Genomic DNA, 20,938 nt, shown 5'->3' on the forward strand with positions numbered 1-20,938 from the left:
GGTCACAACACCCAGCATCTGCCGATGCTCACTCACTATGACCTGTCAGCGTGAGTGAGCATCGGCAAGACAGCAAACCCGGGCCGTCAAGGCCCGGACGTGGAGGAACCCTGTGAACAGCACTGCACCACACACCCTCAGCGCCAACGAACTTGCGGCGATCAGAGCGGACTTTCCCATCCTTTCGCGCACTGTGCGAGATGGGAAACCCTTGGTGTACCTCGACTCAGGAGCAACCTCCCAAAAGCCCGACCCGGTGTTAGATGCCGAACAGGACTTTTACCTGCAGCGCAACGCTGCGGTGCACCGCGGTGCGCATCACCTAGCAGAGGAAGCCACAGACGCGTTTGAGGAGGCGCGTCACCATGTGGCACGGTTTGTTGGTGCTCAACCCCACGACATCGTGTGGACGTCGGGGGCGACGACCGCACTCAATATCATCGCGTATGGGATGCAAAATGCCACGCTGGGTCGTGGGGGCGACGCAGCAAAGCGCTTTGCTCTAGCACCAGGCGATGAAATCGTGGTGACAGAAATGGAGCATCACGCAAACCTTGTTCCTTGGCAGGAGCTTGCGCACCGCACCGGTGCCACGTTGCGCTGGATTAGTGTTGACGATTCTGGGCGCCTACGCACCGAAGAACTCGACACCGTCGTGACACAGCGAACGAAAGTCTTGGCGTTCACCCACGCCTCCAACGTGACAGGTGCCATCACGGATGTCGCAGCTTTTGTACGCCGCGCCAAAGAAGTAGGTGCGCTGACAGTGCTTGATGCATGCCAATCAGTTCCGCACCTGCCAGTCAACCTCACTGAACTGGGTGTGGACTTCGCTGTATTCTCCGGGCACAAAATGCTTGGCCCCACCGGGGTAGGGGTCCTTTATGGGCGCACTGAACTCCTTGAGGCGCTCCCACCCGTACTCCTCGGTGGATCCATGGTGGAAGTAGTCACCATGACTGACACCACATTTATGTCACCACCACAACGTTTTGAAGCCGGCACCCAGCCCGTCGCCCAAGCGGTGGCTTTTGGTGCTGCTGCACAATATCTGGGGGAAATCGGCATGGACGCCGTTTTTGCCCACGAACGCGATCTCACTGAGCGTCTCTTACGCATCGCCGATCTCCCAGGGATCAACGTCATTGGCCCTCTCGACGCAGTTGACCGCCTCGCCGTTGTCTCCTTTACCGTTGACGGTGTCCACGCACACGACGTAGGGCAAGTACTTGACGACTACGGCGTAGCTGTCAGGGTCGGGCACCACTGCGCGCAACCACTGCACCGGCGATTCGGTATCGCCTCAACGACACGGGCATCGGCATCTGTTTACACCACAGAACAAGACATCGACACCTTTGTGGAATCTTTGCAGCAGGTGCAGACGTTCTTCCAGGTGAACTAACCGCACCGTCCCACAGACACGACCAGCACAGCACGGAAGGGCAAGCGCGTTGAGTAACTCCATGGAGCAGCTGTACCAGCAGGTCATCCTTGACCACTACAAAAACCCGCACGGCAAAGGACTAGCTGAACTCGACGCTAACCAGTTGGGGGGAGAGTCCCACCAGGTCAACCCCACCTGCGGTGACGAAGTCACGATGCGCGTCCAATTCACCGGAGACGGGACGCAACGCACCATCAGCAGCGTAACGTGGGACGGCCAAGGATGTTCTATCTCTCAGGCGTCGATCTCAGTGTTGGTGCAACTCGTTGAAGGTCAAAGCGTCGGCGACGTTGAACATGTCGCTGATGTTTTCCGGCAACTTATGGACACCCGCGGAAAAGGATTCCCTGCCGACGACGAGGCCACCGAAAGCAAAGAAGACCTCCTTGACGACGCCAACGCTTTCACCGGGGTATCAAAGTTCCCCGCACGTATCAAATGTGCACTCCTCGGATGGTCAGCACTGCGAGACACCTTAGCTTCCACAGGAGCAAGCGCTGACGCACACGCCCAAGGCATTAAACACTGCTAGCACCAACACATCACTGTCATCGCTGAAACTAACCGGCGACGCTTTCACTGCCTGCTGATAACGTGGACACTGCAGGCCCACTAACGACAAGGAGACGCCATGACCAGTGACACCAGTGCACCAGTCAGTGTGGCAGACATTGAAGAAGCCCTCCGCGACGTGATCGACCCTGAGTTGGGCATCAACATCGTGGACCTTGGCCTCATCTATGGGATCGCCATTGAACCCGACGGCACCACCGTGATCGACATGACTCTGACCTCTGCAGCCTGCCCGCTGACTGACGTCATCGAAGACCAAGCAGCCCAGTCCCTTGAAGGGCTTGTTGACGGTTTCCGCATCAACTGGGTATGGATGCCACCATGGGGTCCAGAATGCATCACCCCAGATGGGCGTGAACAACTCCGCGCTTTGGGTTTCAACGTCTAATACGCACCCCATACAACGTCAGCCCACACCCGGGAGAGCTCCGGGTGTGGGCTGACGTTTTTTGTTTAACAGGCCGTGAACTCGCGGTCCGATAAGATTTGCATGCCAATCATTGGCGTGCAAAGATAGGTACATGGCTGGTGATGAAGGCTCCCTGTCACCGTTGGATTCTGCGGTGTGTTTCTCCCTGTACTCCTCACTGCAAGCTACCTTGCAGCTCTACCGCGACCTTCTCGCCCCATGGGGGCTGACCTATCAGCAACTCTTGGTGCTCGTCGTCCTATGGGAGCAGGGGAGCGTCACACCCAGTGACCTCGCTCAATCGCTTCACCTTGACCGCAGCACTATTTCAGGGCTGCTCAAAAGAATGGAACGTGACGGTCTGATCACGCGTAACCGGGACATCGACAATCAGCGTGCAGTGCACGTAGACCTCACCGAACGCGGCGAGGAACTTCGCGCAGAACTCGCAGATATTTTCGTGTGCGTAGGGCAAGCAATGAACCTCAGCGAACATGACGCCACTGAACTAGTAACTGCGCTGCACGCACTGCGCACCGCCGTTCAAACGCCAGCCACACAGCCCAGCGCGCTGGGACAAACCACCTCGGAAGGACACCACCCATGAACGCTCTGTACACCACTGAGGCACTTGCAACCGGCGGCGGACGCGATGGACGCGTCGAAGTTGCTGGCTCCGACCTTGCTTTTGACCTCGCTGTTCCTCAAGCAATGGGGGGCTCAGGCAATGGCGCAAACCCAGAGCAACTCTTCGCCGCAGGTTTCGCCGCTTGCTTCCACTCCGCTGTTCAACTCGTTGCGCGCCAACGCAAAGTCACAGTCACCGGCTCATCAGTTGGTGGCCGCGTCAGCATTGGTCAAACAGAGGACGGCGGTTTCGGGCTGGCTGTTGAACTTGAGGTTACCTTGCCAGGCGTAGAGCGCGAAGCTGCCCAAGAAATCGTTGATGCAGCCCACCAAGTGTGCCCATACTCCAACGCCACTCGCGGAAACATCGACGTGAAGGTTTCCGTCACCGAAGGCTAAACCCACAGTTATGTCTCGCCCCCACGGCGGCTAAGCCGCACGCACATAAACAGCCGGTCAGTACCGTCACGATACTGACCGGCTGTTTATGTCAGTCTGGCGTTAAGCCCGTCAACCTCGGCCCAAGAAACCGGAGGTGCCTTAGTAGCCGGCGTTGATGAACTGCCGAGCAATATCTAAACCAACTCCACCGTCAACAAGTGTGCCGTGCAAATCATGTTTGATGATCGCTTTACGCGCTCGCGGTATGGCATGTGCGAGTGCTTCGCCGTGGCTGGGGTGAGTCAACTCATCAAGCGCACCGTGGATAACAAGCGTTGGTTGGGTGATGTGAGTGGCTGCGTCGCGAGTGTCGTGTCGTTTGGATGCTCGGAAATGCCCTACACGTGCGTCTTTATCTTCGGTGATGTGAAACAGGTCAATGGATTCTGAGTCTTCTGGAAGGAAAAACACTGACCGTAGCCGGGAAAGTTTGCCGCTACGGAGTGCCTCGTCGGCGTTTTGGCTGCGCGCTTCACCGGAAGCGTCATTCAGCGTGGTTGCCGCCAAAACGAGGCGGCGCACACGGTCAGGGTGATTCAGGGCTAACCACTGGGCGACCCTGCCACCCATGGAATGTCCCATGACATCAACCTGGGTAAACCCGGCAGCAGCGATGACTGTTGTTGCATCATCTGCGAAGAGTTGTGTGGAGTATTGACGCCAATCGCCTTTGTCGCTTTGTCCGGTTCCACGGTGATCAAACGCGATCACTGTGCGCCCAGGCAGGTTAGCGGCAACACGCTGCCAGGACGTGTGAGTGACTGCCTGCCCTGAAATCAGGAGAACCCCTGGTCCGCTTCCAGAAATCCAGTAGGCGATGCGCGTGCCATCGGAGGCGGTCGCGTAGTGTTGCTGGGCCTCAATGTAGAGGTGATGCGGGTAAGGCTTCATGGTCCGATGCAGGTGACAGGGGAGCGGGTGGGGGGTGTGTTGTCCGTTAGTAGGGAAACACAACCCACCCATCATGCCACAAACATGGGATGAATCAGGTGTGGTGGGGGTTATTAACTGTCAGGAACGAGAAGTGGTACGTATTCGAGAACTGTCACGGGTGAGCTTGTGTTTGTTGTGGTGACCGTTCCATCGATTGAGGTCCACGTTGAGCCGTTGTCTATGGAGAACTGGCCTGACCAGGTGGTTTCGAGCGTAATGGTGAAGGTGTCAAGCGAGGTGTATGTGTGGTGCACGGTGTGATCAGGGTAGGGGCGCCCTGGATCCGAGGTGGTGAGTGGTTGGGTGCCATCTCCCCAGTTCCAGGTGTAGGACGTTGGGGTTGCTTTGACCTGTACGTTAGTTCCTAGAAGGTTTGTTTGCAGGATTTGCGGCGCTGGGTCTGTCAGCATGATGACCGGGAGATTGATGACGTAGTCTTCCCTGTCAGGTTCAATGGTGATTCCAGATCCCTTCAGGGGGAGTTCTCGGAATTCTCGGACCGTGACGACTACTGGTTGCCGCCCCGTGGCAGGTGTTGTTTGGGCTACTGACCCGTCGGGGAGTGTGCATTCTAGCACCGGTGCCACGCTTGTTCCTTGCGCTTCGGCACGGGGGAGAGTGGCTAATCCGGCTGAAGAACCGGCAACTGTAGTTTCGATTGATTCCTCGCCTCCGGAACATCGAGGCGGTGCCGAAGTCTCCTGCGATGTGTTGCTCCCACTGGCACTATCACCCGTTGCAGTCTGAGTTTTATCTCTGTTTGAAGGTTCTGTCGTTTCGTTTTGTTCATTTAGAGCCTGCGTGAACGCATTTGCGTCAAAGCTGTTTTCTCCAGGTTGGGCAACAATTTCGAGATTCGGCAGAAAGAATGAGTTCACAATAATTGTGAAATGGGATGTCAAGGTGAGGGCTTTTTTCGTGAAACTCACTAGGCCTTCCCTTCAATTTCGAAAATTTTCCACTCAGAATCAATTTTACCTAGGTGAAAGGTCCATTGAAGTAGCGAGGATCTGTCTTCTTCTTCGCCAGAAGCGTGCTGCTGTAATTTAGCTGTCATATCAACTTTTGAAGTTACAGACCAGACTACACCTTCGTGTTGGATTATTTCGAAATCGCTAGTTGGAGTCATTGAAAATGAGGTGAACTCCCATTTCAGTAGATTTCTTTCCGTTTCGGCGTCGAGCATTTCTCGGCAGTATTTACAATCACTATAGAAATAATTGTCAATTTCCTCGAGGCTGTTGTTTTTCGTGTGATACTCGATGAGTGTGAGGAAGTATTTGGTTGCTGCGATGGCGCCTTCGTCGTTGTTGTTGGCCATTGCTGCTGGTTCTTGGGGCGGGTCTTGTGGTGTTTCTGGGGTTTCGGGTTCTGGGGTGGGTTCAGGTGCGGTCGTTGTTGACTCTCCTGAAGCAAGTTGCTGGGGTTCTTCCTCACCAGGGGCACACCCCGTGAGCTGAATCATTAACAAGCACGCCACAGCAGCTACCCCAAGACGTCGAGGCAATCTCCCTCGGGTATCAGCGTATTCAACTGGACTGAGGGTGGAGGCCGCAAGAGGGCGACTGCGCAACAAAGACATGAGCACAATCCAACAACTCCACCCACCCAACCCACCATAGGGAACCCTCCCCTGTGGAAAACCACACAATCCATCGCGTTGCGTAACATGTCGTTTGTTTGTTTTGTTACGATGTCATCTGCTGATGATGACGAGGAGCTGCCTACTGACTTCAACGGTTGATGGCACGCATCACGAGGTTTGTAAGGTCATCGGCGGTGTAGCTAGGCCACCCGTGGAGGTGCTCGTGCCATTCACCGGGAAGAGCTTGATGACCGTAGAGAGCCCCAGCTAACGTTCCTGTGATGGCGGCGACGGTGTCAGTGTCTTCGCCGCATCGAACCGCCAGTTCCAGTGTGCTGGTGAGGTCATGTCCATGCCACATTGCCGACCAAGCGCATTGGAGTGCGCCCACCACCCAGTAGTTGCTGTTGCTGATCTCCCACGGTTTGTGTGTTTGTGCTTCGTCGAGGAACCCATGCCACCGTGTGGCGCGTTCACTGGGCAACGCATCGACCGCGCTGCGAATGTCTAATTCCCCAGTCAGGAGTGAATGTAGTGCAGTGAGCACCCACATCACGCATGCATCACTAGCATCATGTTCGTAGTGAGTGAGTTCGGAGACACTACGCACCGCTCCAGAAACCGTCGTCAGGTATTCGCTGGGAAAATCCTCGAACCTCCGGTGCTGGGAAATGTTGGGGTAGTGGGTGAGGAACTCTGGGGTGAGTGCCGCGAGAACAACCGGGCCGGTGCGCATGAGTGACCCGTTACCTGCTGAACGCCCTGTTTGTTCATGCACCATTCTCGCTGCGTCTCGCGCTGCCTGTGCGGTCACGGCGCTCTCAGGAATATGTGCGAATACCGCACGGGTTTGGGTGCCGATGTCTTTTGCGTTCTGCGCCCATTCAAGCCACTGCGAGACGATGCGCCCTAAGGTGTCTTGAGTTGCTGCGTTGGTGGGGTGCAGGCTAGCCCCAGCAGCAAGTTGCTCCAAGATGGGAATAGCCATGGATGTGTCGTCAGTCCATTCGCCACGTTCCCACAGGTGGGTGGCTTGCACGGTGATGGGGGTTGCGTGTGGCAGTGGCGGTAGAAACTCGTAGGGTGCTCCCAGCGCGTCGCCGACGGCTGATGATATGACAAGGCTGATGGCTCGTTCCATGCCTTCAGTCTAGGTAGTCGTGTTTGTGTATGATCTGGATCATGGAAAGTAGGGGAACAATAATGAATCAGACCGCAGAAACAGACATTAGGCCCAGTGTGCTCAGGTGGGAAGGTGCGCTGTTAATACTGCAAGGGGTGGTTATCGGAACGATGCTTAGCAGTATTGGGCTTGGACTACCGACGTACTATCTGTGGATACTTGCCGCAATGGTTGCACTCCCAGTGATCCTATTTTCTGGCCGCCGTTACGCTACGAGATACCTGTGGCCAGCATGGTTACTCCCTGCCCAAGGCGTGAGCTTTTTTGTGGCGATTGTTGTCGCAGTGTTGTGGCTACTCTATGGGCCGCAGACAGGCACTAATGCGGGACACATCGCTCTGTGGGCACTTGCCGCTGCGCTACCCGCGGTTGTGACAGGAACAGTCACAGTAGTAAATGCAGGGCGGCTTCGCTCACAAAGTTTAGTGGATGGTGTCGATCTCGTCCCAGAAGGAACCGCGTAGCGCTCGCCGTACCGACTGGAGGTAGGTGTCTGTCTCACCGATGGCTGCCGCGCAATCTTTAATAAGGACGCGGTCAATGAAAGGCGGTAACTGTGGGCGGTCCGCAAACACTTCAGAAAGTTCGGCTTGGGTCGTGTTGGCGTACCAGTTTCGGGCAACTTTTGCGCCGACCTCTTCAGCGATTTCGATGAGTGACGCATCGTTGTGAGAGGGGCCTGCAACAGATGCGGCACTTCCAGTGATGCTGGAGTACACGATGGTTGTGGCTGCCTCGTCGGGAGATGTTCCGGGGCGATGTGATCGCGCAGCACTAGGAGCGGGGCGTGGCGCGCTGACCTGTGTGGACAGTGGCGGCCTTGACGCAAGAGCAGCGGGAGTGGGGATGCGCGGTGTGTTTGTTGGAGTAGAAACGGTTATGCCACCTTCAGTGGTGACATGCTCAGCTGACGCGGTAGCAGCATTGATCTTTCCGGCTGCCACGATTCCCGCGCTGTGGTTGTCGTCCCCTTGCACAACAGTTCGAGTGAAGGACGCCTCAAGAAGGTCATCAGACAACAGCTCAATGGCGTCCACGGTGAAGGCGAGATTCTCGGCGACAGCAGTGACACCGATGCGGGTGGACTCATCAGCGATCCCCAGCAGGACAACGCGCATGCCCAAACTCTGGGCTTCTTCGACAGCTTCAGTCAGGTCGTCATCGCCTGAGATCAGGTAAGCCACAGAAGCCGATCCAGTACGGGCAAGCCCAACAAGATCGAGGGCTAGACGTAGGTCAACACCTTTTTGTTCACCGAAGAAGTTCAACCGTCCAAGTCGCACTTTCACCCCAGGGATCATGGCGACTTTTTTATGCTCATCGGTGAGCAACCCATCTTTGGATGCGTCATACCAGTAGGTGCGCAAGTTGCTGACACCGCTGTGCGCTCGGGCAGCGTTGGTGATGCCCCGGACCAGCGTGGAGTATTGCAGTTTAACGGCTTGCCGGTAACTGGTGGATGCTGTGCGTTGAGCCCCGACGGAGTGCAAAAACCCAGCATCAACAAATATCGCACTCTGGTTACTCATCTTTTGATCCTATGCGGGTGGTGTGGGGCTGCCAAACGGAAGCGTGAAGAAACTGTGCACGATTCCTCGGTGATGTTTGTGGGATGTAAATATGCCCTGACCAGCAACATAGATCGGTAACGGCCCTGCCGCGAAAGCCACACGATGAAAGCTGCCGCGTTTGTTGCCTGGATGTGCATGGTGGTTGGGGGAGCGGCTGGGCCGGTTGTTGCGATGAGCGGGCCTAGCGACACGGTTCTCGCCTTGCCTCCATTACAAGCCGCGGTGTCTATGAGAACTCCCCCTCAATGGCTGGGAGTGACCTCTCAGGTGCCGGCGCCAACAGTCCCCTCGCAGGTCACTGAATGGTTCGCAGCGCATGGATATGACGCTCTCATGCGTAGAGCAGCGGCATACAGCGACGACCCACTGCGTGGAGTGGCCCGCGTGGAAGTCCGCCCGCCGCTTCCGGTGTATTCGCTTGCTCCGAGCAGTTTTGACCTCGCTACTGGCAAGTACGGCCCTCCACCAGAACCTGCGTACCAGCCCACAGGTCACTACTGTGCTGTTCTTGATGGTGACCCTGCCGTCGCGGGGATGCTTCTGTGTATGTGGAATGTCACGGACATTGACAGCACCCCAATCAATCATGGGGCTGTGGATTTTATTGACAGTGCAGTGACTAATCCAGCGTTTCCGCCTCCCCACGAAGTAACGAACATTGTCACGATTGCTCAAGGCTATTTCACTGTGACAAATGCGGATGAGGGAACGCCAACTCTTCTTCCTCTCGACGACCACGCGCGTGATGTTGTGCTCGGGACGTCAACAGCAGCGGTTCCCGATGCGCAACGTGAGTATGGTCGCCAGCTCGCTGTAGGAAACATCCAAGTCCAAGCGCACCCGGATCTTGTCGGTGCCCTAGGGCCACTCTTTGGGCACACACCAGCGTCAAGGATGCAGGAGCAGCAACTTGTCGAAGATGCTCTCAGAACAGTTAACCGCCGCGAGGTGTTTGTGCGCATCGGGTGGGGTGTGATGAGCGCTGCTGCACTAGTTAGTGCAGCAGCGCTCATCACCGCTATTGTGCGCCAACAACGTAGGCGACAAGCAAACAAAGCAGTCCGTCAGGGGTTCACTGAGGCAAAGAACAGCGCCAACACTAAATAAAGCAGCGTCAAAAGAATGTACTTCACAATGTTAGATACTTTCTTTGGTGCAAAATTGCGTGAGACTGCAAAGAGAATGCACTCAGCGAAGAGCACGATGATGAGAACCGGTAGGACGAGGAAATAAATTTCCAAGGGACTGCCAAGTCCAGCGATGAACATCGTAAAGAAAAGTGAAGGAAGAACAAAAAGAGTAGTGACAATAGCGAACCAGGTTGAAGCGATATTCAGACACTGGAGGAAAGTTACTTTTTCACTGGCACCACTTATTGCAAAGTAGACACGGAGTGTAACCGCTCGGAAAAACAGTGCTGTAGACAGTGAGATCACCGTTGTGGTAACGAGGTAACCTGTCATTTGCGCCGGGTTGAAGGGAAGTAGTCCAGGAGAATACCAACTAACCATTTGGATGATTGTCAATATATTAAGCGTCGTTAAGACAACAATTGCTATGCCTGTGGTAAGCAGCCACAACCAAGGGTTTCCCCGCCCGCTGTGCCGTAGATCAAGGGCATCGACAACCCCCGACACTCGGAATCGCAGGGCATTCCCCACAACCTGCCCCCACGCATAAGCGACTGGCGTTCGCGTGGTGGGAACAGTTTCCTCAATTCCACCAACGTCTTGTGATGGCGGCACATGACCGTATTGTTCTTCCGGCTTTGGAGGGGGGAGCGGTATTGAAGGAACAGACATGAAAAAACCTCCACAGTTGAAACCAAGACGGATACACAAACGACCCTGCACAAACGGGGCATCGCAGTAAGCTGCACACTACGCGCCGCCGCACATCGGCTGCAGAAACCTCCCGCGCACCTGTGGATAACTACAATGCAGTCGCTGCATAAAATGGGAAATCCGCACGTCAACGCCAACATGTGCGCTCCAGCGTGTGTCACTGTCACGCGCGCCGTAAGGTAACCAACACCACACACCGGTATCCTGATGGCGGTATCACCACCACCGATACCCACCCGCACGCGCATACCCAGCGCACCACCATAGTCAGACAAAGGGGCAAGACACCGTGACAAATACACGGCTCGAGAAAGACCTCATCGGCTACCGCGACATCCCTCAAGACGCCTATTGGGGAGTCCAAACACTGCGAGCAGTCGAGAACTTTCCCATTACCGGCATCACTATCGAAACCCATCCCAACCTCATTCGGGCGCTCGCAGCGGTGAAACGGGCCTGTGCGCTCACCAACGCCGAGTTGGGGATTCTCGATGCCCGCCTCGCAGAAGGTATAGGGCGAGCCTGCGATCGCGTCATGGCAGGTGAGTTTCGCGACCAGTTCATTGTTGACGTCATCCAAGGCGGGGCAGGGACCTCCAGCAACATGAATGCCAATGAAGTCATCACCAACGTTGCCCTGGAAGAGTTAGGAGCAGAACGTGGGGAGTACACAGTAGTTAATCCCAACGATCATGTGAACCTGTCTCAGTCCACAAACGATGTGTACCCCACATCGCTGAAGGTCGCATTGCTGTACTCAATTGCTGAACTTACTGACGCAATGCATCACCTTGAAGAAGCGTTCCGGGCGAAAGCTGACGAGTTCCATGACGTTCTGAAAATGGGGCGTACGCAACTTCAAGATGCCGTTCCCATGACGTTGGGACAAGAGTTTGGTACCTTCGCCATCATGCTGGGTGAGGACCGCGCCCGCCTCGGAGAAGCAGCCCTGCTCCTCACGGAGGTGAACCTTGGTGCCACAGCTATTGGGACAGGCATCAACGCCCCCGAAGGGTATGCGCCACTTGTTGCTGAGCATCTACGGGATGTCACCGGGTTCCCAGTGGTCACGGCCGATGATCTTGTTGAAGCAACCCAAGACGTTGGATCATTTGTCCAAGTGTCAGGGACCCTTAAGCGGGTTGCTGTGAAACTCTCCAAAATCTGCAATGACCTTCGTCTGTTGTCTTCAGGGCCACGTGCTGGATTCGCTGAGATTCACCTCCCAGCCGTGCAAGCGGGGTCATCCATCATGCCGGGCAAGGTGAACCCCGTCATCCCAGAAGTTGTTAATCAAGTGGCATTTGAGGTCATTGGGAATGACATGGCCATCTCGATGGCCGCTGAAGCAGGTCAACTTCAACTGAATGCTTTTGAACCCCTCATTTTCCACAAACTTGACTCAGGTATTCGCCACCTTTCTCAAGCCTGCTACACCCTCGCGGACCGATGCGTCACCGGCATCACTGCGAACACGGAACGGCTTCGTGAGATGGTGGAACACTCCATTGGGCTTGCCACAGCACTGAACCCACATTTGGGTTACGCCGTCGCAACATCCATAGCTGCCGAAGCGTTAAGTACCGGTCGAGGAGTGGCCGAAATTGTGCTGGAACGCGAACTGATGACTGCTGAAGAACTCGCATTGGTGCTCAGCCCGGAGCGCCTCGCCAACCTGCGCCCGCGGGTCACGCCCCCCGCGACCACTGCAGCCCCAGGGCGCTCGACGGTACTGTAAACGTCACTTACCCTGCGCGTCTGGTGTTGATGATGACACTAGATGCGCAGGGAACCCACCGGTTGCAACAGGCCCCCACGTTTCAATGGTTAACCGAATTACTGACTTCCCTTGAGTGAGCATCGCTGAGCGGTACTCATCCCAGTCAGGATGTTCGCCAGCAGCTGCTCGATAGTAGTCGACCAAAACATCCACCGATTCGGGTAAATCGATAACCTCAGCCCTTCCGCTCACCTGTACCCATGCATCGTCGAAATCTGCGCCAAGGATGCACGCTGCAGCCCGAGCATCACGGCGAACATTCACTGCTTTGGCACGGTCAGGGTACGTAGAAACCAAGATCCTGCCCTGACTGTCCACCGCAAAAACCACCGGACTCATCTGTGGTTCACCGCTACGGCGATACGTTAAGAACACGGCATGACGGTTGCCTCGGAGAAAGTTTGTGAGTTCCGGAAACTCAACGCGAGTATTTGTCGCAATATTCCGAGCCATGATGCCTCCACATGTGGTTGAGATGACGTTCATTCTAGGCGTTCAAACCATGATCAGTTGAGATACTGGAACAGTGACTCAGCTTCCCATTCCCGCGCATGCTCCCGTTATTGCTCTCACCCGTGGTGGCCACATCGAATCCGTCCACTACGGCAGCTACCTCGTGTTATCCCCAGATGGCACCACTGCATCTCAAGGCGGGGACCCAAGCGCCTTAGTGTATGCCCGATCCTCGCTGAAACCACTGCAAACCATTGCACTCCTCACCGCAGGGTGGGCAGGAACACCACAACAGATCACACTGGCATCAGCCAGCCACTCCGGTGAACAACAACACCTAGACGTCACAACAACAACCCTGCATGATGCCGGGCTCACCATTGATGCCCTGCGCAACACCCCAGACTTGCCGATGGGGGAGGAAAGCCGCAACGCGGCGCGGGCAGCAGGTGTAGAGCCCACATCACTAATGCAAAACTGCTCAGGAAAACACGCAGCAATGCTGGCAACATGCGTAGCCAACGGGTGGGACACAGAAACATACCTCAACGCTGACCACCCCCTGCAACAACACATCCGCGCAACCCTAGAAACACTGTGTGGGGAACAAGCAGCCGCAGTCACAACAGACGGTTGCGGTGCGCCACTATTTTTGTTCACCCTTCACGGGCTTGCCCAAGGCTTCCACACGATAGCCCGCACCGCGCACGACGAGCCAACCTCACCTCACGCCCAGGTGTACAAGGCGATTACTCGCCACCCAGAACTCCTGGGTGGAACTGGTCGCGATGTCACCGACATGATGCAAACATTCCCTGGCCTCATGACCAAAGACGGTGCAGAAGCCGTCCACGCTGGAGTGTTCGCAGATGGCAGCACATTTGCACTGAAAATCTCCGATGGCACAAACCGCGGCCGAGTGTCCCTAGCGTTGCACCTCCTCAAAGGCATGGGCCACGACAACGACGCCCTCACAACCCGTCATCTCCCCACCGTGTTGGGACACGGGCAACCAGTTGGAGAAATTATTGCTCTGTAACGCGTATGTTCTGGCGTGCCGTGCAGGTCGCAGGTGCGTAGGCTGAACTCATGGGTAAATTTGTCAAACTTGTCACTGTCAGTGGACTCCTCAAAGTCGCTGCCATCCACGTCATCTGGGCCAAAGGCTCCGCTTATCCTTTCGAGACCCGTGAGGAACTCGCCACTACTGTTGTTGGTAGTTCGGACATGCCTGACGCTGATGCCTGCCACACCGTGGCAGGTCTCGCCGCGGCTGGGGCCGTCATCGCGGCGGCCAAACCGCGGAACGGCTTTATTCGATTCGCGAAAAAGTCAGTAGCTGCCGTTCTCCTGACCAGAGGCATAGCCGGCGGGCGCAAAGCCACCGAATGGCTCGGGCTACCAACACCAAGCCAAGAATTCCTCGAAGCGGACACGTATCTGTACCGTCCCCTGTGCATCATTTTGGGGCTTGGCGTACTCAGTACTGCACACGGGCATAACTCACATGGCGATAGCGAGCACCACAAACACCACGGTCACACTCACAAGAGCCGATGCGGTTCGTCACGTGGACGGAACCAAACCTCACGGTTTAAGGACTAACCGAGCCCGCTAGCACCGCCCAGGGGATGTTGACGTCTCGGCAAAGGGACGTTTGCCTAACTCGAGGTCAGAGTTGGTCTGCTGTAAAGGTGTTGCAAGCATCGAAAGATCCTTGCTCGTAACCAGTCATAAACCATTGCTGACGTTGTTGCGAGGTGCCATGAGTAAAGGTGTGAGGGTCTGCTGACCCGGAGTGAGCTTCTTGGATCCTGTCGTCACCTACGGCAGCGGCAGCATCTAAGGCGTCAGTTAGTTGGTCACTGGTGATGGGGTTGAGGTAGGGGCGCCCAGTTTCCGGGTTGACGGTGGTTGCTGCGTTTCCTGCCCACATTCCTGCAAGACAGTCAGCCATGAGCTCAACACGCACTGAGTCGGACTCTGCGCCTTTGTCGTTGTCAGCGTCCCCGAGAACACCGGTGATGTGTTCAATGTGGTGCCCCACTTCGTGCGCAACAATGTACATTTGCGCAAGAGATCCCCCTGATGCGCCAAGCCCGGACCGTAGAACCTCGTAAAACGAAACATCAATGTAGACCGTTTCGTCGGCAGGGCAGTAAAACGGACCAGTCGCTGACGTGGCACTACCACAACCAGTACTGACTGCATCACTGAAACTCACCGCGCCAGGCCGCGTGTATTCCACCCCTGTTTGCTCAGGTAACTGGGTTTCCCAATACGCGTCAAGTGACGCGATGGTCCATCCGTACCTGCACTCATCGTCAGTGTTGGCGAGATCTGCGGTGTCGCAACCAGTGAGATCACTGTCCTCATAGGTGCCGTTTCCAGTGCCGCTACCCAACAGTGAGGCGAACTGAGTGAGGTCAACATTGAACAGTTGGCTGAGCAACACCAATGCGATCACACCGAGCCCGATGCCACCTCCTGCTACGGCTTTGCCGCTGCTGCGCCGCTTAACGCGAGATGAATCAAAATTGCCGTCCTGAAAGGTCATACCCGGAGAATACAGCGCAGCGTCACGTGTGACGCAGAGAGACCGAGGGTTACTCTCCCCGTGTGGGACGGTCGTGTAACACTCCCCGTGCTTCTAAAGCGTCCCCGGTTGATAGGGCGTGGCCAGTCGCTCTGAGGACGACAGGCAAGATAAGTCGAAGGGGCGTTGCTCGCACATGCCGCGCATGGAGCGCCTGACGGGTGGCGGCGAATAGTTCGAGCAGTAAGGGAATGGTTCGTAACGTCAATGCGATGGTCAGCCCAACGACAAGGGCTGCGTGTTCACCGATGAGTCGACGTGTTGACTGGGTGAGAAGCGTGATGATGGTGGTGAGTGGGGTGGTTGCGGTGGTAGTTGTGGCGAAAAGAACACACGCAGCGATTCCGAGCGGTACAGCATAGGCAAGGGAAGAGTTCCCTGTGATCAGGTGGTATGCCGTGATTGGCGTCAGTGCAATGAGCAACGGCCACATTTTCGCTATTGTGCGCCAGCTGCTGCCAGACATCGTGAACCACCCCACCGCGGCGATGAAGGTCACTGTTGACACAAGTGGCGATCGAAAAAACCCCACGCACAAACCTGCCCCGAGTACAAGAAGGATCTTTAACCACACCGGGCTGCGATGCACGATGCTTGTGCCAGGTTGGTAGGAACCAATGATTGAGGGTGTAGCCCCTAACCGTTGCGCGGCTGGCATACGCCGGGCTATACGGACCGGTGCCGTGGACGTTTGTGTCATAGGTCCGCCATGAGCCTGCGGTATGCGCGAACAGCAGCGTGTGGTGCGCCATCAAAAATTACTGCACCGTCATGGATGACCAACGCACGATCCGCTGTGGTGGCATGCTCAAGGTCGTGTGTTGCGTAAATAATACGCTGGGGAAGGGACGCCAAAACGTCAATTATTCGGTTGCGCCACCGCAGGTCAAGGCGAGTTGTTGGTTCGTCACACACGAGGATGTCCGGTTCAGCGGCGAGCACGCTCAGCAGAGCAACGATCTGTTTTTGCCCCCCGGACAGTGTTGCAACCGCCTGGTTGAGGGGGACATTGAGCCCAATGTTGTCGAGAAACTGTTGGGCTGTAGCGCCCTTCTTGCGTGCGCCGCGGCGTTGAGCGGTGCGTCGTGACAAGTCGATGTCCTCACCAACTGTGGGGAGGAGTAGTTGAGATTCTGGGTCGGGGAAGGTAAACGCAACACGTGCCCGCACATCCCGCCACGCGTCGATCGTGTCAAAGCCTTCAACGGTTACGTGGCCATAGGTTGGGCCGACAAGCCCGTTAAGGAGCTTGAGGAACGTCGATTTACCGCTGCCGTTTGCCCCCAGCACCACCACCCGCTGTTCAGTGAGGTCGAGGCTGAAAGGCTGAAGGATGCACCTCCCATCAACCTCAACACTCACATCACGGCACGTAATGATTCCCATCTGAACGCGGGTTAACGTAGCGTCCGCAGGACAGGGAATGCGCGCAAGACTGCGAGAGAAACGAGGACAGCGGTGGTGGTTTTGATGATGTCACCTGGAATGAAGATGAGGTCTGCGACAAGGGCATCTTGAAGGGGCATAGGCACGCGCAGGTGCATGCCAACGATCCCCAGCGCATGAATAGTGAGCAGTGAGATGAGGAGGCACACGGCAATTGTTGTTGCGGTGTGGAATGGTGCCAGGCGGCGCGCAGTTTCTGGCTGTGCCTGTTCAACAATCGCGCGCGTTGCGAGCAGTTTGCGGGTAGCCCACCCGATAGCAAAAGCAGCAACGGGGAAGGCAATAAGATAACCGGCTGTCGCCCCAACAAATGGAGCTAAACCTGAGTTACCGCCAGAGAACACGGGAAGCCCTGCTGCCCCAATAGCGAGATATAACAACACAGCGAGGCCCCCGCGACGAGCACCAAGGACCAACCCGGCAAGCATGACACCAAAGGTCTGGAGAGTTATCGGTGCAGGAACTCCGGCAACAGCAATCGCAGGGGTCAACGCGCATGCCACGATAATCGCCGCGAAGGTTGCAACAAGGGCAACATCTCTGCTGAGGTTGCGTTGCCCAGAGCGTTGGATTCTTTGGGAGGTGTCCTGCTCAGTGTGTGGTGATGCGGACTGCTGTGAACTCATTGTTCCCCCTACGGTGTGAGTGACCAGTCAGTGTGACATGGAGATATTCAACTGACCTGACAGTATCGGACCGGTAGAATTGAGCGCGTTTGTGTCTGCTATGAGGAATAGTGGGACGCTTTAGAGGAACCCTATAAATGACGTAAGGACAACTGTGATCACAGCCACCGGTGTGGAACTGCGGATCGGCGCGAGGACGCTGCTGCATCCAACGAGCTTTCGGGTCGCCGGGGGTGATCGAATTGGCCTAGTTGGGCGCAATGGTGCAGGTAAAACCACTCTCACTCGGGTACTTTCCGGTGAAGGTCAAGCGACAGCAGGATCAGTATCGCGGAGCGGGATTATTGGCTACTTGCCACAAGACCCCCGCCCGTCAGACCCCGCTACAAGCGCCCGTGATCACATTCTCTCGATCCGAGACGTGCACAAACTCCTAGCCCTCATGCAGAAAACCGAAGCAGACATGGCTTCGACAGACCTCAAAGTCATGGAGAAAGCACTAGACCGGTACCCAAAGTTAGAAGCTCGTTTTCAAGCCGTTGGCGGCTACGGCGCAGAAAGCGAAGCGATGCGCATCGCCTCGAACCTTGGGCTGGACAACGAGATGTTGTCCCACGGGTTGGGGGAACTATCTGGTGGTCAACGTCGCCGGGTGGAACTTGCCCGCATTTTGTTCTCCGGCGGCGAAACCCTGCTCCTCGACGAGCCGACCAACCACCTAGATGCTGACTCAATTGTGTGGCTTCGCGAGTACCTGCGTTCCTATGAAGGCGGGCTCATTGTCATCTCCCACGACAACGAGTTTATGCGCGCCATTGTGAACAAAGTGTTCTACCTCGACGCAACACGCGGCGTCATCGACCAATACAACATGGGGTGGGACGCCTACCTCAAGCAACGCGAAGACGACGAACGCCGCCGCCGCCGCGAGCGAGCAAACGCTGAGAAAAAAGCTGGAGCGCTCACTGCGCAAGCGCTGAAAATGAAAGCGAAAGCCAGCAAAGCTGTTGCTTCGCAAAACATGTTGAAGCGCGCGGAGCGCCTGATGGACGGCCTTGATGAGCAGCGCGTTTCCGATAAGGTAGCGAAACTGCGATTCCCCACACCGGCACCATGCGGCAAGGTGCCTCTGACCGCGTCTAACCTGTCCAAATCCTACGGCTCTCAAGAAGTGTTCATAGGTGTGGACCTCGCGATTGACCGAGGGTCACGCGTAGTAATCCTTGGATTCAATGGTGCAGGTAAAACGACACTGCTGCGGATTCTTGCTGGCGTTGAAAAACCAACTACCGGAACCGTCGATGCTGGCCATGGATTGAAGCTTGGCTACTATGCCCAGGAGCATGACACACTCGACCTGTCGATGACCGTTTTAGAGAACCTGCGTCACGCTGCACCAGACATGGCAGACACCCAAGTACGTTCCGTGTTGGGTTCTTTCCTCTTCTCCGGTGACGATGCAGACAAGCCTGCAAAGGTGTTGTCCGGTGGGGAAAAAACCAGGCTTGCGCTCGCAACTCTCGTGGTCTCATCCGCGAATGTGTTACTTCTTGACGAACCAACCAACAACCTCGACCCAGCCTCGCGAGCCGAAATCTTAGGTGCCTTGGCAACTTACGAAGGTGCCGTTGTTATGGTCACCCACGACGAAGGTGCAGTGGACGCACTCAACCCAGACCGGGTGCTTTTATTACCAGATGGCGACGAGGACCTCTGGGGCGAGGACTACCGAGAACTGGTGTCACTCGCTTAAACACCGCGTCGAAAGAACAACAACGCAAAGCGAACTGGTGCACTGTCCTACGAGGACTCACTCAAAGAGTGAGTCCTCGTAGTCGTTATCGACCTGTCTCGTTTTACGCCGCGATGACGACTGCGCTGAGGCAGAGGCCTTCTCGTGTGAATCTTCGTTGAGCGCGGCGAAAGGGTTGTGAACCTCGCCGTGCGCTTCGCGTCGTTTTCGGCGGCGTTCCTTCACGATGAGCACAAAAAAACCTGCGCCAGCACCGATAGCAAAAACCCACCATTGCAGTGCGTAACTCAAATGCGAGCCAGGGGCCGTATCTGGAGCTGGTAACGCATTGATTGGCTCACTAGGCGCCGGAGTTTCGTCAGTGAGCGCACCGTAGATATTGGCGAAAGCAGGCGAGTTGGGCCAGTCATTGAGCCCGCCGTAGGCTGCTCCAGCGTCCAAGGCATCTGACACGGTAATCGCCTGGACCTGCCCGACTGGGGCATCGCGTGTGCTAGGCGCTTCACTTTGCCGCAGGTGAACGGTCACGGTGATATCTCCTGGCGGGGGAGAGGGAATGCTTGAGGGGCGGACCGCATCGACGTCATACGGCACCCAACCCCGGTTAATCAGAAGGATGTTGCCGTCAGCTGTTTCAAAGGGAACCAGCACATGTACTGAGGGTGTGGAATTAATGGGGCGGTTTCTTAACAGTGCGGTTGCTTCAGGGACGTAGTGTCCAGTCACCGTCACAGGTGTCCACACCGCAGAGTCATCAAGGGTTTGTTGAGGTGAAGAGACGATGTCGTTCAGCGGCACCGGATCAGCTGAGTAGTTATTGTCAATGGTTGTGATGACCGCATCCTTGTTTTGGTAGCGGCTCCATTGCCACCTTCCAGCAGTAATACACAACACAACGATGACAGCGACAGCAACAGCAATCCCTAACCACTGCAGGAGACTGCGCTCAGGCGCTGGGGAAGAAGGTGCGGTTGTGGGGGTGGTGCTCACAGGGCTGGTCTCCAAGGTGGGGTCCATTGGTCTCATAAGCGGTGGAAACTCTCAGTGTGAAAACTACTGAGGTGGATCAACTTGCTCGAGCTCGCTGACTGGAACAGTGTCTTTGAGGAAACCACGCAGAGATAAAAACCTGTCAAGGTGATCACGGTGGTCCTCGCAAGACAACCACACCTTACGGCGTTCAGGAGTGTGAATTTTGGGGTTGTTCCACAACAGTCCCCAGACGGCAGGTGCTTTACACCCTTTGCCTGAGCAGATGAGTTCCTGCACGGGATCGGCAATGCCGAGTAGATCAACCACAGTTACTGGTCCTTCTGATCGAGGGAAATGGTGGTGTCAGCGGCAGGCAACGCACGGTACTCCATGGGAGCCTCTTGACGCTGACCGGTCCTGCGCCCAGAGTTACTGCTTACGACAGCAAAATAGGGAAGAAATATCGCGGCAGCGATTAAGGCCCACTGCACTGGCCCAGACACAAAGTATGCCGCGAGAAAGCAACCCAACCGAATAAGCATCTGAAGGGTGTACACGCGCATGCGTCGCCCCTGGTCCGCGCGGAGCGATTCCGGGGCTGAGGTAATGGAGGCCGCTGGGGGAGTCTTGGGCACGCCTAGATTCTACGCTCTGAACCTGATTTGTAGGTTATCTCCAAACATCCTTGGGGTGTGGCAG

The 20,938-nt window shown here is 56.1% G+C and carries 25 protein-coding genes; 11 read left to right on the top strand and 14 right to left on the bottom strand.

Annotated elements, in window-relative coordinates:
* Positions 1-112 precede the first annotated feature (112 nt).
* From G538_RS0112530 to G538_RS0112550, 5 genes are all read left to right on the top strand, one after another.
* The gene (locus G538_RS0112530) at positions 113-1,405 is read left to right on the top strand and encodes a SufS family cysteine desulfurase (RefSeq protein ID WP_029069568.1); all 1,293 of its coding nucleotides are present in this window, start codon (positions 113-115) and stop codon (positions 1,403-1,405) included.
* 61 nt (positions 1,406-1,466) lie between these two features.
* Entirely contained in the window at positions 1,467-1,979 is a 513-nt protein-coding gene (gene sufU / locus G538_RS0112535) for a Fe-S cluster assembly sulfur transfer protein SufU (protein WP_035834336.1), read from the top strand.
* Positions 1,980-2,078: 99 nt separating this feature from the next.
* A complete protein-coding gene (locus G538_RS0112540; RefSeq protein ID WP_029069570.1) occupies positions 2,079-2,408 on the top strand; it encodes a metal-sulfur cluster assembly factor in 330 nt (109 codons plus the stop codon).
* A gap of 133 nt (positions 2,409-2,541) precedes the next feature.
* Positions 2,542-3,036 (top strand): MarR family winged helix-turn-helix transcriptional regulator, encoded by a 495-nt coding sequence (locus G538_RS16790; RefSeq protein WP_051197155.1) that lies wholly within the window; start codon positions 2,542-2,544, stop codon positions 3,034-3,036.
* Positions 3,033-3,455: an organic hydroperoxide resistance protein gene (locus G538_RS0112550; protein WP_029069571.1), complete on the top strand. Its 423-nt coding sequence runs from the start codon at positions 3,033-3,035 to the stop codon at positions 3,453-3,455. Before G538_RS16790 ends, G538_RS0112550 begins: the two co-directional genes overlap by 4 nt.
* A 141-nt stretch (positions 3,456-3,596) precedes the next feature.
* On the opposite strand, the gene G538_RS16795 is transcribed toward G538_RS0112550, so the two are convergent.
* The 4 genes from G538_RS16795 to G538_RS16805 form a co-directional block, all read right to left on the bottom strand.
* Positions 3,597-4,388, bottom strand: a complete 792-nt coding sequence (locus G538_RS16795) for an alpha/beta fold hydrolase (protein ID WP_051197157.1) — start codon at positions 4,386-4,388, stop codon at positions 3,597-3,599.
* Between the two features lie 113 nt (positions 4,389-4,501).
* Complete coding sequence (locus G538_RS18090; protein ID WP_157544497.1) at positions 4,502-5,017, bottom strand: PKD domain-containing protein; 516 nt, start codon at positions 5,015-5,017, stop codon at positions 4,502-4,504.
* Between the two features lie 341 nt (positions 5,018-5,358).
* Positions 5,359-6,012 (bottom strand): DUF6318 family protein, encoded by a 654-nt coding sequence (locus tag G538_RS0112565; RefSeq protein WP_157544498.1) that lies wholly within the window; start codon positions 6,010-6,012, stop codon positions 5,359-5,361.
* A gap of 151 nt (positions 6,013-6,163) precedes the next feature.
* Positions 6,164-7,156, bottom strand: coding sequence for an ADP-ribosylglycohydrolase family protein (locus tag G538_RS16805; RefSeq protein WP_035834337.1), 993 nt, complete (start codon positions 7,154-7,156; stop codon positions 6,164-6,166).
* Between the two features lie 62 nt (positions 7,157-7,218).
* On the opposite strand from G538_RS16805, the gene G538_RS0112575 reads away from it, so the two are divergent.
* Complete coding sequence (locus tag G538_RS0112575; protein ID WP_029069573.1) at positions 7,219-7,662, top strand: hypothetical protein; 444 nt, start codon at positions 7,219-7,221, stop codon at positions 7,660-7,662.
* On the opposite strand, the gene G538_RS0112580 is transcribed toward G538_RS0112575, so the two are convergent.
* Positions 7,621-8,727, bottom strand: coding sequence for an NYN domain-containing protein (locus G538_RS0112580; RefSeq protein ID WP_029069574.1), 1,107 nt, complete (start codon positions 8,725-8,727; stop codon positions 7,621-7,623). The genes G538_RS0112575 and G538_RS0112580 overlap by 42 nt on opposite strands.
* 144 nt (positions 8,728-8,871) lie before the next feature.
* On the opposite strand from G538_RS0112580, the gene G538_RS0112585 reads away from it, so the two are divergent.
* Entirely contained in the window at positions 8,872-9,876 is a 1,005-nt protein-coding gene (locus tag G538_RS0112585; RefSeq protein WP_029069575.1) for a hypothetical protein, read from the top strand.
* Here the strand turns inward: G538_RS0112585 and G538_RS0112590 are convergent.
* Positions 9,834-10,571: a hypothetical protein gene (locus G538_RS0112590; RefSeq protein ID WP_029069576.1), complete on the bottom strand. Its 738-nt coding sequence runs from the start codon at positions 10,569-10,571 to the stop codon at positions 9,834-9,836. The genes G538_RS0112585 and G538_RS0112590 overlap by 43 nt on opposite strands.
* A gap of 331 nt (positions 10,572-10,902) precedes the next feature.
* Between G538_RS0112590 and aspA the strand changes: the two genes are divergently transcribed.
* Positions 10,903-12,351, top strand: coding sequence for an aspartate ammonia-lyase (gene aspA / locus G538_RS16810; RefSeq protein WP_035834338.1), 1,449 nt, complete (start codon positions 10,903-10,905; stop codon positions 12,349-12,351).
* Between the two features lie 3 nt (positions 12,352-12,354).
* Here the strand turns inward: aspA and G538_RS0112600 are convergent, their stop codons facing one another.
* Positions 12,355-12,846, bottom strand: coding sequence for a PPOX class F420-dependent oxidoreductase (locus tag G538_RS0112600; protein WP_029069577.1), 492 nt, complete (start codon positions 12,844-12,846; stop codon positions 12,355-12,357).
* A 73-nt stretch (positions 12,847-12,919) separates the two neighbouring features.
* On the opposite strand from G538_RS0112600, the gene G538_RS0112605 reads away from it, so the two are divergent.
* Together G538_RS0112605 and G538_RS0112610 are read left to right on the top strand one after the other, a co-directional pair.
* Entirely contained in the window at positions 12,920-13,885 is a 966-nt protein-coding gene (locus tag G538_RS0112605; protein ID WP_029069578.1) for an asparaginase, read from the top strand.
* A gap of 50 nt (positions 13,886-13,935) precedes the next feature.
* On the top strand, positions 13,936-14,451 hold the full coding sequence (locus tag G538_RS0112610) for a DUF3995 domain-containing protein (protein ID WP_029069579.1): 516 nt from the start codon (positions 13,936-13,938) through the stop codon (positions 14,449-14,451).
* A 67-nt stretch (positions 14,452-14,518) separates the two neighbouring features.
* On the opposite strand, the gene ypfJ is transcribed toward G538_RS0112610, so the two are convergent.
* The 4 genes from ypfJ to G538_RS0112630 are packed head-to-tail and all read right to left on the bottom strand — an operon-like array spanning position 14,519 to position 17,514.
* Positions 14,519-15,403, bottom strand: a complete 885-nt coding sequence (gene ypfJ / locus G538_RS0112615) for a KPN_02809 family neutral zinc metallopeptidase (RefSeq protein WP_029069580.1) — start codon at positions 15,401-15,403, stop codon at positions 14,519-14,521.
* Positions 15,404-15,452: 49 nt separating this feature from the next.
* The gene (locus G538_RS0112620) at positions 15,453-16,142 is read right to left on the bottom strand and encodes an energy-coupling factor transporter transmembrane component T family protein (protein WP_029069581.1); all 690 of its coding nucleotides are present in this window, start codon (positions 16,140-16,142) and stop codon (positions 15,453-15,455) included.
* Positions 16,139-16,828 carry an energy-coupling factor ABC transporter ATP-binding protein gene (locus tag G538_RS0112625; protein ID WP_029069582.1) on the bottom strand — a complete coding sequence of 230 codons (690 nt, stop codon included), beginning with the start codon at positions 16,826-16,828 and terminating at the stop codon, positions 16,139-16,141. Before G538_RS0112625 ends, G538_RS0112620 begins: the two co-directional genes overlap by 4 nt.
* 11 nt (positions 16,829-16,839) lie before the next feature.
* Positions 16,840-17,514, bottom strand: coding sequence for a biotin transporter BioY (locus G538_RS0112630; RefSeq protein WP_029069583.1), 675 nt, complete (start codon positions 17,512-17,514; stop codon positions 16,840-16,842).
* A 154-nt stretch (positions 17,515-17,668) separates the two neighbouring features.
* Here G538_RS0112630 and G538_RS0112635 point away from each other — a divergent pair, with 154 nt between their 5' ends.
* Positions 17,669-19,267 carry an ABC-F family ATP-binding cassette domain-containing protein gene (locus tag G538_RS0112635; protein ID WP_029069584.1) on the top strand — a complete coding sequence of 533 codons (1,599 nt, stop codon included), beginning with the start codon at positions 17,669-17,671 and terminating at the stop codon, positions 19,265-19,267.
* Between the two features lie 57 nt (positions 19,268-19,324).
* Here the strand turns inward: G538_RS0112635 and G538_RS0112640 are convergent, their stop codons facing one another.
* The 3 genes from G538_RS0112640 to G538_RS0112650 all read right to left on the bottom strand — a co-directional run bounded on the left by G538_RS0112640 (position 19,325) and on the right by G538_RS0112650 (position 20,874).
* Complete coding sequence (locus G538_RS0112640) at positions 19,325-20,257, bottom strand: SURF1 family cytochrome oxidase biogenesis protein (RefSeq protein WP_169514128.1); 933 nt, start codon at positions 20,255-20,257, stop codon at positions 19,325-19,327.
* 63 nt (positions 20,258-20,320) lie between these two features.
* Positions 20,321-20,566, bottom strand: coding sequence for a hypothetical protein (locus tag G538_RS0112645; RefSeq protein WP_029069586.1), 246 nt, complete (start codon positions 20,564-20,566; stop codon positions 20,321-20,323).
* Positions 20,567-20,568: 2 nt separating this feature from the next.
* Positions 20,569-20,874 (bottom strand): DUF3099 domain-containing protein, encoded by a 306-nt coding sequence (locus G538_RS0112650; RefSeq protein ID WP_029069587.1) that lies wholly within the window; start codon positions 20,872-20,874, stop codon positions 20,569-20,571.
* Positions 20,875-20,938: the final 64 nt, after the last annotated feature.

The sequence above is a fragment of the Jonesia quinghaiensis DSM 15701 genome (genome assembly GCF_000423205.1).
GTDB lineage: Bacteria > Actinomycetota > Actinomycetes > Actinomycetales > Cellulomonadaceae > Jonesia > Jonesia quinghaiensis.